The following is a 12,604-nucleotide window of genomic DNA, read 5'->3' as shown; positions in this document are numbered from 1 at the left end:
TCTGTCCAAACTTTTGGGTTCAGTCCAATTTTTAAAGGCATTTTTATATTTTTGAAGGCTATTAGTGATGTAACACTTCTTCTCCTTCTTTCATTGGTACATTTTGTGGTACAAAATCCTCCTCGTGAGCAGGATTGCTGTAATCATAAGGCCAACGGTGTACTTCTGGAATTTCGCCTGGCCAGTTGCCGTGAATATGCTCTACAGGCGCTGTCCATTCTAAAGTATTCGACTTCCAAGGGTTTTGAACTGCTTTCTTACCGTAGAAAATACTAGAGAAGAAATTGTACAAGAAAACCAATTGGAACGCACCACCAATTAAAGCGAAAGTAGTAATCAACACATTTACGTTTTGTAAATCATCAAATAATGGAAAGTTAGTGTTCGTATAATAACGTCTTGGCAAACCTGCTAATCCGATGAAGTGCATCGGGAAAAATACTCCATAAGCACAAACTGCTGTTACCCAAAAGTGAACATATCCTAAATTCTTGTCCAACATTCGACCGAACATTTTTGGGAACCAGTGGTAAATTCCTGCGAACATTCCGTACAATGCCGATATACCCATTACCAAGTGAAAGTGAGCTACAACAAAATACGTATCGTGAACATTAATATCTAAGGTACTGTCACCAAGAATAATTCCTGTTAAACCACCAGTGATAAAGGTCGAAACCAAACCGATAGAAAACAACATAGCCGGATTTAATTGCAAGTTTCCTTTCCAAAGTGTCGTGATGTAGTTAAACGCTTTTACTGCCGATGGAATGGCAATCAACAAGGTTGTAAAGGTAAATACCGAACCTAAGAACGGATTCATCCCTGATATAAACATATGATGTCCCCAAACAATAGTCGATAAAAACGCAATGGCTAAAATAGACATAATCATCGCTCTGTAACCAAAGATTGGTTTACGAGAATTGGTTGCAATAATTTCAGAAGTAATACCCAAAGCAGGTAAGATGATAATATATACTTCAGGATGTCCTAGGAACCAAAATAAATGCTCAAACAATACAGGCGAACCTCCTTGATAATGCAATACTTCTCCAGCGATATAGATATCAGACAAGAAGAATGAAGTTCCAAAGCTTCTGTCAAAAATCAATAATAAGGCTGCCGACAATAAAACAGGAAACGAAATAACACCAATAATAGCTGTTACGAAGAAAGCCCAGATAGTAAGTGGCAATCTTGTCATCGACATTCCTTTGGTTCTTAAATTGATTACGGTCACGATATAGTTCAAAGAACCCATTAATGAAGCAGCGATAAACACTGCCATAGAAACCAACCACAGTGTCATACCAGCACCAGACCCTGAAATCGCTTGTGGAAGTGCACTCAATGGTGGATAGATCGTCCATCCCGCATTGGCCGGTCCCGACTCAACAAATAAGGAACAAACCATCAATACACTTGACAAGAAGAACAACCAATAGGAAATCATATTCAAAAATCCTGATGCCATATCTCTTGCTCCAATTTGCAATGGAATCAATAAATTACTAAACGTTCCACTTAACCCAGCTGTCAATACAAAGAACACCATTATGGTTCCGTGTATGGTCACCAAAGCCAAATAAATATCGTTGGCCATTACGCCATTTGGAGCCCATTTATCACCCAACAAAACATTGAAAATCTTGAAGGATTCTTCAGGATACGCCAATTGCAATCTGAAAAGCATAGACATTAATACTCCGATAACTCCCATAATAATACCGGTAATCAAGTATTGTTTGGCAATCATTTTATGATCTATACTAAAAATATATTTAGTAATAAAAGTGTCTTTATGGTGGTGTTCGTGTTCGTGTGAATGTTCGTGAACTTCTGCTGACATATCTGTATACTTTAAATTTTTTCTTTACTAATTATTTCATTGCTATTTTTACAATAGCTGCAGTATCCTTCGCTTTGGTAGTATCTGCACCGACACCAGGTTCTGCAGGTTTAGGAGCATTGGCAGTTTTTACCTCCTGCACTAAAGTAGGCTTATCGCTCAACCATTTTTTGAAATCTTCTGGGGTATCGACAATAACTTTCATCTGCATATTGTAATGAGAGGCTCCGCAAATTTTATTACAAAGCAAAAGGTAATCAAAAGTGTATGGATCCAAAGCAGTTTTACCTTCGGCTACTAATACCTTACTCTTGGCTTCACGCAATGCATTAATTTTTTTGACTTTTTCCACCATAAATGGTAAGGCTCTGTACTCATCTGACGTTAATGTTGGTACGAACGCAAACTCCGTTACCATCCCTGGAACACAGTTCATCTGCGCTCTGAAATGAGGAAAATATGCCGAGTGTAAAACGTCTTGGGAACGAATTTTGAAATGCACTTTCTTTCCTTTTGGTATATGCAATTCCGAAACTACGATATCATCTTGCGCATTCGGGTCTGATAAATCCACTCCAAGGGTATTCACCCCTTCGATTAATCTTACATTGGCTTTACCAAGAACATTATCAGTTCCTGCGTATCTAGCCGTCCATTTGAACTGTTGTGCATACAATTCAATTTCAATTGTATCCTCGTTTTCATCAACGAACATGATATTGGTCCAAGCATATAAACCATAAAGAATCAATCCTGCTAATACAATAGCTGGAATACCACTCCAAATTACTTCCAACTTGTTGTTATCCGCGAGATAAAGAGCTTTTTGTCCTTGTTTCCCTCTATATTTAAAAGAAAAATAATGCACTAATACTTGAGTTACCGCTTGTACAAAGAAAATAAGTACCCAAGTAATATTCATTAAATTATCAACAGTAGCACCGTGTGCTGAAGCTGGAGTATGCAGTACTAATGGTCCCCATTTTATCAAACCGTAGATTGTAAAAATATAAATGAATGCCAAGAAGCCAAACATCAAATAACCCTGAGTGTTATTGTCGCCGTCATTAGCTACCTGTGAATCATCTTTCTCGCCCACCTGAGTCAAATCGAATATCTTAGTCAACTGCCACAACGCTATAGATAACAGAACTAAAACTAAAATTACCAACAAAATCTCCATATATAAATTACTTTTTAATAATTAACACCCGAAAATAATAATGAAAAATCATCATTAAAAAAATGACAAAAGTCATATTTTCGCCAAAATTAGCAAAATTAAATACACTAGCAAAACAAATTGAAGTTATTGGTCAAAAATAAATTTGCTTTCCCTGCATTACCAAAAACACTAGTCAAACTATGGGCTCAGGCATTTTAACTAATTGGCATTTTATACCTTAAATTATACCCCTTAAATACAAATCATCAAAGGGAAACCAATTCTCTCTATTGATAAGAAAAAAGGCTGTTCCATACTATTTGAAACAGCCTTTTTTCTAATAATATGCTCGATTCTAGTAATGAAAATGTTTACTTTCTTCGATAAATGGATTTCTCTTTGGCAACAACGGTGCTTTGGTTAAAGCTGTGAATACAACATAAATAAATAAACCAAAGAAGAACAGCACTGAAGAAATTTCAGGAACACCAATAAACCACTGATCTCCTACTGTTCCAGGCATAATCATATTGAAGAAATCAATATAGTGTCCTAATAAAATCACTGTTCCAGCCATAATCAATACCCACGAAATTCTTTTGAAATCTGTATTGATCAATATGAGCAACGGGAAAACAAAATTCATAACTACCGCTCCGAAAAATGGCAAATTGTAGACTTGAATTCGAGTTACAAAATAAGTTACCTCCTCAGGAATATCAGCGTACCAAATTAACATAAACTGCGAAAACCATAAGTAAGTCCAGAATACACTAAAACCAAACATAAATTTAGCTAAATCGTGAATATGACTGGTGTTGACATGCTCTAAATACCCTCTCGATTTTAAATACAAGGACACTAAACAGATCGTTGTCACTGCACTTACAATAAAGCTAGCAAATACATACCATCCGAACAAGGTACTAAACCAGTGTGGATCGATAGACATAATCCAGTCCCAAGACATAATAGATTCGGTTACAATAAAGAAAACTAAAAACCCTGCCGACATTTTGAAATTCTTTTTGTAGTAACTATCGTCTGTAGCCTCATCTTGTGCCAAACAATTTTTGCGAGAGAAATAACGGTAAAGATTCCAACCTACTAAGAAAATAGCGGCTCTTATTATCCAAAAAGGAAAATTCAAGTAACCTGATTTATTGGCGATGATTTTATCATAATTCTCATGCCCAACAGTTGTAACTCCTTCACCCAACCAAACAAACAAATGATTGAAATGCAAGCCACTCAACACCAAAATGATAAAGAAAATCACCGAACCAACTGGCAAATAAGCCGTAATACCTTGCATCACTCTAAACAATACTGGAGACCAACCGGATTGCGCTACTTGCTGAATTGCATAAAACGCTAAGACACCAAGAGAAACCAACATAAAGAAAATACAAGCCACATACAAAGCAGACCAAGGTTTGTTTTGCAATTGATGTAAAACGTGATTTACATGCTCTTCGTGTTCGGCGTGAGCATCTACATTGTGCTCGCTAGTTGCAACTTGCGCTTCAGCAACAGCCTGAGCTGGTTCTACTGCAGCAGCGGCAACCGCTGTATCCTTAACAGCCGTTTCTTCAGCTGTTATTTCCTTTGCCACTTCAACTTTGGCAGTATCTTGGCTAACTGCTGTTGTAGCAGGGGCCTCCGCAGCTGGAGTCTCTACAGCTTGAGCATGTTCTTCGGTCGCTGCAGCAGCTCCGTGATGCTCTCCGTGAGAATCGGCAGCCAATAGTGCCTCTACATCTTGACTATTTTTGGGTGCAGATAAAAAACCATATCCTATTCCTAAAAGTCCTACAACCATTAAGACAAGAGAAAATGTTTTTAATTTACTTGAAAATGTATACATATCTATTACGATGAGTTTGTTCTACAATTATTATTTGCTTTTAAGTTCCATCACATAAGTTGCCACCATCCAACGCTCTTTTTTACTCAACTGATTGGCATGTGACCCCATGTTATTTAGACCATAAGTAACCACGTGAAAAATACTACCTTCGTTTATTTCTCTATCCTTATAACCTGGAACTCCCAAAAACTTACCTTGTGTTACTAATTTTCCTTGACCGTCACCTGCATTTCCGTGGCAAATAGCGCAATAAATTTCATACAAAGCTTTTGCTTTCTCTTTCTCTTTATCAGACAATGGACCAAGAGGAGACTTCAAATTGGCTGCTTTCACAGCAATCAAAGCGTCTGGAGTATCAGGGTATTCATATACTTCGAATCCTCTTTTGATACTTCCTTCAGCCGGAAGCTGACCTTCTTTCCCTCCTTTAAAAACAGCTGCTTGAGAGTAAGTACCATAACTTACCGGCTCGTACATATTTGGCATGTATTGATAATTTGGTTGTGCGTCATCTTTACAAGAGGAAACCAAAATAGTAATACCTACTAAAAATGCAATTTTATATATGCTTTTCATATCCACTTTTAATGCTTATCTATTACTTTAACTTCTACCGCTCCTGTGTTTTCGAAAAATGAAACCAACTCTTTTTCGTTATTGTGTACTGCAACTTCCATCAAAAAATGGTCATCGGTAGTACGAACATCAGGATTTTCTGCTTCTTTAAAAGGCCATAATCTACTTCTCATATAAAAAGTAATAACCATTAAGTGCGCTGCAAAAAACACTGTTTCTTCAAACATAATGGGCACAAAAGCCGGCATATTTTCAATATAACTGAAACTTGGTTTGCCTCCAATATCTTGCGGCCAATCTTGAATCATTATATAATTCATCATCCAAGTTCCAAATGAAATTCCGATGCATCCATAAATAAAAGCACAGATGGCTAATCTCGTTGGTGCTAATCCCATTGCTTTATCCAATCCGTGAACCGGAAATGGTGTAAAAACTTCCTCGATATGATGATGAGCTGCACGTGTTTTCTTTACGGCATCCATCAATATATCATCGTCATTATAAATGGCGTGTATTACTTTATTACTCATGGTGTGAATCTTTATTTACTGCTCTCGCTTTTATAAAATTATCTCCAGTTGCTTTCAAAATTGTTTTTACCTCTGCCTGAGCAATTACAGGGAATGTTCTGGCATACAATAAAAATAATACGAAAAAGAAACCTATTGTTCCGATGAAAATTCCAATATCAACAAATGTTGGCGAAAACATTGTCCAAGAAGATGGAAGGTAATCTCTGTGCAACGAAGTTACGATAATTACGAACCTTTCGAACCACATTCCAATATTTACTACAATTGAGATAATGAAAGAAAACATAATACTGGTCCTTAGTTTTTTGAACCACATAAATTGCGGCGAAAATACATTACAAGTCATCATCGACCAATACGCCCACCAGTAAGGTCCGGTAGCTCTGTTCAAGAAAGCATATTGCTCGTATTCAACACCTGAATACCAAGCTACAAATAATTCTGTGATATAAGCCACACCAACGATAGAACCTGTAATCATAATGATGATGTTCATCAATTCGATATGTTGGATGGTGATATACGCTTCAAGATTTGATACTTTTCTCATGATAATAAGCAAAGTATTTACCATTGCAAATCCCGAGAAAACCGCTCCAGCCACAAAGTAAGGAGGAAAAATGGTAGTATGCCATCCAGGAATTACCGAAGTAGCAAAGTCCATAGATACAATGGTGTGTACAGAAAGTACAAGTGGAGTTGCTAAACCTGCAAGAACCAAAGATACTTCTTCAAAACGTTGCCAGTCTTTTGCTCTTCCACTCCATCCAAAACTCAAAATAGAATAAATTCTTTTATTGAAAGGGGTAATTGCTCTGTCTCTAAGCATCGCAAAATCGGGTAATAATCCAGTCCACCAGAAAACTAGGGAAACCGAAAGATAAGTCGAGATTGCAAACACGTCCCAAAGTAAAGGGGAGTTAAAGTTTACCCAAAGTGAACCAAATTGATTCGGAATTGGAAGTACCCAATATGCCATCCAAGGACGACCCATGTGGATAATTGGAAATAAACCTGCTTGAATTACCGAGAAAATCGTCATTGCTTCTGCCGAACGGTTAATCGCCATTCTCCATCGCTGACGGAATAATAAAAGTACTGCCGAAATCAAGGTTCCCGCGTGACCAATACCAACCCACCAAACGAAGTTCGTAATATCCCAAGCCCAACCTACTGTTTTGTTTAATCCCCAGGTTCCGATACCTACAGAAATAGTGTAGACGATACAACCCAATCCCCAAAGGAAGGCTGTTAATGCGATTGAAAATACAATCCACCATTGCTTGTTGGCTTTCCCTTCAACAGGTGCAGCAACATCTACTGTTACATCGTGGTAAGTTTTATCACCTATGATTAAAGGTTTTCTAATGGGTGCGTCGTATATATGAGACATAATCCTTTAAATTGATTTTTAAATTATCTTAAGTATTTCTAACTTTTACGTGATAGAAAACGTTTGGTTTTGTACCTACGTGTTCCAACAAATGATACATTCTTTCGTCCTCTGCTAACTTGGCCACTTTACTTTCTTTGTCATTCACATCGCCAAAAATCATTGCACCAGTAGTACAAGCACTTGAACAAGCGGTTTGGAATTCGCCATCCACAATTGCTCTTCCCTCGTTTTTGGCAGCCAAAATAGTAGCTTGTGTTTTCTGAATACACATCGAACATTTTTCCATTACCCCACGAGAACGAACACTTACATCTGGATTCAATACCATACGACCTAAATCATCGTTCATATGGAAATCAAATTCGCTATTTTTACTGTATAAGAACCAGTTGAAACGACGTACTTTATACGGACAGTTGTTTGCACAATAACGAGTACCAACACATCTGTTGTATGCCATATGGTTTTGACCTTGACGGCTATGTGAGGTAGCTGCAACAGGACAAACTGTCTCACAAGGTGCGTGATTACAGTGCTGACACATTACAGGTTGGAAAGCTACTTGTGGATTATCAGAAGCATTCTCCATTTCATTGAATGTAGAAAGCGAACTCGATAAACCGGCTATATTTTCTTTTCTTTCGTTGTCTCCAGCGAAAGTTTCTTCCGATGAATAATATCTATCGATACGCAACCAGTGCATATCTCGACTTCTTCTTACCTCAGATTTTCCAACTACAGGAACGTTGTTTTCGGCGTGGCAAGCAATAACACAAGATCCGCAACCAGTACAGGCATTCAAATCTATAGACAAATTAAAATGATGTCCAACAGAACGATCAAATGAAGTCCATAAATCTACAGTAGTAGCTTTTACTTCTTTATGGTCTAAAGATACCATTGGTTGTTCGTTCCAATGTTCAGCATCTTTGGTATTGAATATTTCTAAAGTAGTTTCTTTGATAATATCACCACGTCCCATTAAGGTTTTTTGACCTTGAACACAAGCAAATTCGTGTTCTCCGTCAGCCTTCGTCAATGTCACAGCTTGTACATTATTAAACCCTTTATATAATGAGTAAGCATTTACACCTACTTGCATTTCTTCTTTTAGTCCTGCTTTTTTACCATAACCAAAAGCCAAACCTACTGTTCCAACAGCTTGTCCTGGCTGCACAATAACTGGCACCTTTTCTAAAGTAAGTCCGTCCACAGTTTTGATAGTAGCATAACTTCCGTTCAAACCACCATTCGCAACAATTTCGTTGGACAAACCTAATTGCTTCGCATCTGCCGCGGAAACAGTCACATAATTGTCCCAAGAAACTCTTGTGATTGGATCTGGAAATTCTTGCAACCAAGGATTGTTCGCTTGCTGACCATCACCTAAACCTGTTTTCGAATATAAAACCAATTCTAAGCCCACAGCCGCTTTAGATTGCGCTAAGGCCGATGCAGCTCCATTATAATCAGCGGTACCTCCAGCTGCTGCAGGAATTGCACCAACAAAGATTCCATCGTGAAGCACTTGATTCCAAGAAGAACCTGCAATGATAGACGCCGCACTAGCTTTTAAATAAGTATAATAAGTACCAGGAATACCATTCAATGACAATAACACATCTTGAAACTGTTTGGTATTGAATAAAGGACGAATCGTAGGTTGAGTCAAACTATAAGTTCCTTTTGTGATCACCACATCACCCCAAGACTCTAAATAATGAGGAGCAGCTGCTGCAATTGTAGTAACAGAAGCCGTTTCGTCTTCTTTCAACGAAAATGAAGCTGAAAGACTTACTTTTTTCAATCCGTCTGCAAATTCTTTAGCATTTGCTAAAGTGTACACTGGATTCACACCACTCATAATCAAGGTATGAACGCTTCCTGCATTCATATCCGAAATCAATTGAGCTACTTTTTGGTTAGATCCTTTTCTAATTTGTCGTGTCCCAACGGTTGTAAAAGCTTCACTTTTCAACACTTGATTGATGGCCAAAACCAACAATTGTGCATTTTTATCTTGAATACCAGAAACCAAAACACCTTTGCTTCCCGCCTTGCCCAATTCTTGAGCAATCTTGGTTACTTCAGCTTTTACTTTTGCATCCAATGTTACAGGAATTGAAGCTCCAGCAACTAAATTGTACAGTAAAACCAATGCTTGCTTTTGATTGGCAGTTGAGATAGCCAAACGCTTATCGGCAGCAGCACCAGACAACGTCATATTTGATTCCAATTGGAAATGACGCGATATTTTTTGGTTTCCTTTTGGCCCTTGAGGAATTCTTCCTTTGGCGTAACCTGAATCATAATTTCCACCTTGCCAATCCCCTAAGAAATCTGCACCAACAGAAACTATTACCGAAGCTTTTGAAAAATCATAATCCACCAAAGCTCTTTCACCATAAACCATTTCGAATGCATCTAAAGTTTCTGATTCAGAAACCGCATCGTAGATGACGTGTTTTGCATTTGGATTTTTACCAAGAAAATCAGCAATCAACTTCTCAGTCGATGGACTTGCCAAGGTATTGGTCAAAAGAACCACTTGTTTGCCTTTGGCTTTCGCCTCAGCTAAACTAGATTTTAATTTGGCATCCACATCCACCCAAGTTGCTGATTTTCCAGCAATTTTTGGTTCTTTCAAACGCATACTATCATACAATGACAATACTGAGGCGTGGATTCTGGCATTGGCAGCAAATTTTGCACCTGCCATAGTATTGTTATCCACTTTGATTGGACGCCCTTCTCGGGTTTTTACTAAAAGATTAGCAAAATCGTACCCATCAAAAACTGTAGTTGCATAATAATCTGCAATTCCAGGGATAATTTGTTCTGGCTGAACTACGTAAGGTATTGATAAGTGAACAGGACCTTCACAAGCTGCAAGTGTGGCGGCCGCTGTGGTAAATCCAACGTACTTTAAAAAGTCACGACGTGTTGTAGCTGTTGATGATAAAGCACCATCATTTCCTAAAAATTCATCAGTAGGAATTTCTTCAACAAATTCGTTATTTCTAAGCGCCTCAACAATAGAACTATTTCCGTCTAGTTCTTCAACACTTTTCCAGTATTTTTTGTTTGATGACATATTCTATAAATGTTGTTTATTGTTTGTTGTTTATTGTTTATTGTTTGATACTACCAACCATAAACCCTAAACTTGATTTATCTTATTAATAATGGCATTTTCCACATTCCAAACCACCCATTTGAGCGGCGGTCAGTTTATCGACACCATACTTTTTAGAAAGCTGTTCGTGAATTTTTTTGTAATAGTCGTTGCCTTCCATTTTAACTTCGGTTTTTCTATGGCATTCGATACACCATTTCATAGTTAATGGCGCAAATTGTTTTTGAATTTCATAGGTTTGAACTGGACCGTGGCAAGTTTGACATTCCACACCAGCAACGGTAACGTGTTGCGAGTGGTTGAAGTAGACAAAACTCTGTAAGTTGTGAATACGAACCCATTTTACAGGCTCCGTTACCCCAGTATATTTTTGGTTATCCTTATCCCAACCTACTGCTTTGTATAATTTGGCAATTTCTTTATCGTAGAAATCTTTAGAATAATCCGCAGTAGCGGTTGTGTCAGACACTTCAGAAATGTTTTTGTGACAGTTCATACACACATTCAAAGAAGGAATTCCAGAATGCTTACTAACCCGAGCTGACGAGTGGCAGTAGTTACAGTTTATACCGTTGCTACCCGCGTGAATTCTGTGTGAAAAATGAATAGGCTGTACTGGCGAATAATTTTGATCTACTCCCACTTGCATCAAATAGCCATAGACAAAATAAGCACCAGACAATAATAAAAAGATAGCTGAAACTAATACTAAGAATTGATTTCGAGCAAAGGCTTTCCACAATGACAGTCTTGGCTCTTTAGAAGCTACGTGAATTCCATTGGCTGCAGCCACTTTTCGCAACACATTGTTTACCAAGACAAGCATTACGATAAGGATGGCCATCACTAAAGACAAGGCACCAAGAATTACACTATTAGAAATTCCGCCTGCATTGGCATCTGCTGTTCCGGGAACTTTTTCTCCCGCTACTGGCGCTGGCGCCACAGCTTTAGGTTCCATAGTATAGGCTATCACATTGTCAATATCAGCTTCTGACAATTGCGGAAACGCAGTCATTGGTATTTTGTTGTTTTCTTCAAATACTTTCACAGCAGCAGCATCACCGGATTTTATCAAGTCAGAACTATTATGAATCCATTTGTAAAGCCACGCTTTTTCATATTTTGCACCAACACCTCTTAATGCTGGGCCGGTAGCTTTCGCATCAAGTTTATGACAAGCAGCACAATTGGCATTGAAAATATCTTTTCCTTTGGCGGCATCACCACCTGATGTTGCTGCAGGTGCAGCTGCTGGAGTCGCTGTTGCTGCGGGAGCTGCTGTTGCAGCCGGAGCTGCCATTGGAGTCGCAGCTTCTTGCGCATAAGAAGTTAACGATAAGCTCAACATTAAAGCTAAACCTAAATATAATTTCTTTGAAATCGAACTATGGTTACCCATTTTTTTCATATAGTATAGTAATTATCTACAATTTGAATAAGCTTTTTATCAAACAAAAAAAATGACAAAAATCAGTTTTTAAAAATATTAGGCAAAAATACACTTTATGTACTATTCTCAAAACCTTAAAATAGCCTTAAATATAATTTATATTGATTCTAAATAACAAGTTTTTCTGTGGTTTAGTGTATAAATACTATTTTTGTATAAAATTGAAAGCATGAAAACTTTAATCACAAGAAAAAGCATTAGTTATCTTATTTACTTAGGGCTTTTTACGTGTGGTCTACACGCACAACAGGAAAAAACTTCTGTAAGTCAAGACCCAAAATTTGAACAATTACTGAACGAAAAAAGAAAAATAAACGCTTCACTTACGGTAAATGACTCTTATAAAATTCAGATTTATACTGGCGGAAGTGAAATGGCAAAAAAAACTTTGACTGAATTCAGACAAGAATTCACATCGATTGACGCCACTATTGTTTTCAATACACCCAATTATAAAGTGTGGATTGGCAATTTTAAAACCCGCATCGAAGCCGAAAAAACTATGGCAGCAATTAATGGCCGCTACAAAAACATGCTTTTGATCAAGCCAAGTAGATAGATTGTTTTTTACATCTCACTAACGGCGGCCGTCTACTCTATTTTAGATATCTTTTATTTAC

9 protein-coding genes are annotated in these 12,604 nt (G+C 37.7%); 1 reads left to right on the top strand and 8 read right to left on the bottom strand.

Annotated elements, in window-relative coordinates:
* Window positions 1-61 precede the first annotated feature (61 nt).
* From E1750_RS12950 to E1750_RS12915, 8 genes are all read right to left on the bottom strand, one after another.
* Window positions 62-1,852 (bottom strand): cytochrome c oxidase subunit I, encoded by a 1,791-nt coding sequence (locus E1750_RS12950; protein ID WP_133277188.1) that lies wholly within the window; start codon window positions 1,850-1,852, stop codon window positions 62-64.
* A 31-nt stretch (window positions 1,853-1,883) separates the two neighbouring features.
* On the bottom strand, window positions 1,884-3,035 hold the full coding sequence (locus tag E1750_RS12945) for a cytochrome c oxidase subunit II (RefSeq protein WP_133277187.1): 1,152 nt from the start codon (window positions 3,033-3,035) through the stop codon (window positions 1,884-1,886).
* Between the two features lie 337 nt (window positions 3,036-3,372).
* Window positions 3,373-4,884: a quinol:cytochrome C oxidoreductase gene (locus E1750_RS12940; RefSeq protein WP_133277186.1), complete on the bottom strand. Its 1,512-nt coding sequence runs from the start codon at window positions 4,882-4,884 to the stop codon at window positions 3,373-3,375.
* 30 nt (window positions 4,885-4,914) lie between these two features.
* Window positions 4,915-5,463, bottom strand: coding sequence for a c-type cytochrome (locus E1750_RS12935; RefSeq protein WP_133277185.1), 549 nt, complete (start codon window positions 5,461-5,463; stop codon window positions 4,915-4,917).
* A gap of 8 nt (window positions 5,464-5,471) precedes the next feature.
* Window positions 5,472-5,996, bottom strand: a complete 525-nt coding sequence (locus tag E1750_RS12930; protein WP_133277184.1) for a DUF3341 domain-containing protein — start codon at window positions 5,994-5,996, stop codon at window positions 5,472-5,474.
* Window positions 5,989-7,392, bottom strand: coding sequence for an NrfD/PsrC family molybdoenzyme membrane anchor subunit (gene nrfD / locus E1750_RS12925; RefSeq protein WP_133277183.1), 1,404 nt, complete (start codon window positions 7,390-7,392; stop codon window positions 5,989-5,991). Before nrfD ends, E1750_RS12930 begins: the two co-directional genes overlap by 8 nt.
* A gap of 28 nt (window positions 7,393-7,420) precedes the next feature.
* The gene (locus E1750_RS12920) at window positions 7,421-10,489 is read right to left on the bottom strand and encodes a TAT-variant-translocated molybdopterin oxidoreductase (RefSeq protein WP_133277182.1); all 3,069 of its coding nucleotides are present in this window, start codon (window positions 10,487-10,489) and stop codon (window positions 7,421-7,423) included.
* 85 nt (window positions 10,490-10,574) lie between these two features.
* On the bottom strand, window positions 10,575-11,942 hold the full coding sequence (locus E1750_RS12915) for a c-type cytochrome (RefSeq protein WP_133277181.1): 1,368 nt from the start codon (window positions 11,940-11,942) through the stop codon (window positions 10,575-10,577).
* Between the two features lie 211 nt (window positions 11,943-12,153).
* Here E1750_RS12915 and E1750_RS12910 point away from each other — a divergent pair, with 211 nt between their 5' ends.
* Window positions 12,154-12,543 carry an SPOR domain-containing protein gene (locus E1750_RS12910; RefSeq protein WP_133277180.1) on the top strand — a complete coding sequence of 130 codons (390 nt, stop codon included), beginning with the start codon at window positions 12,154-12,156 and terminating at the stop codon, window positions 12,541-12,543.
* The last annotated feature ends 61 nt before the right edge of the window (window positions 12,544-12,604 follow it).

This window comes from Flavobacterium nackdongense, from assembly GCF_004355225.1.
Lineage (GTDB): Bacteria > Bacteroidota > Bacteroidia > Flavobacteriales > Flavobacteriaceae > Flavobacterium > Flavobacterium nackdongense.
This window is presented reverse-complemented; position numbering and strand designations above follow the sequence as displayed.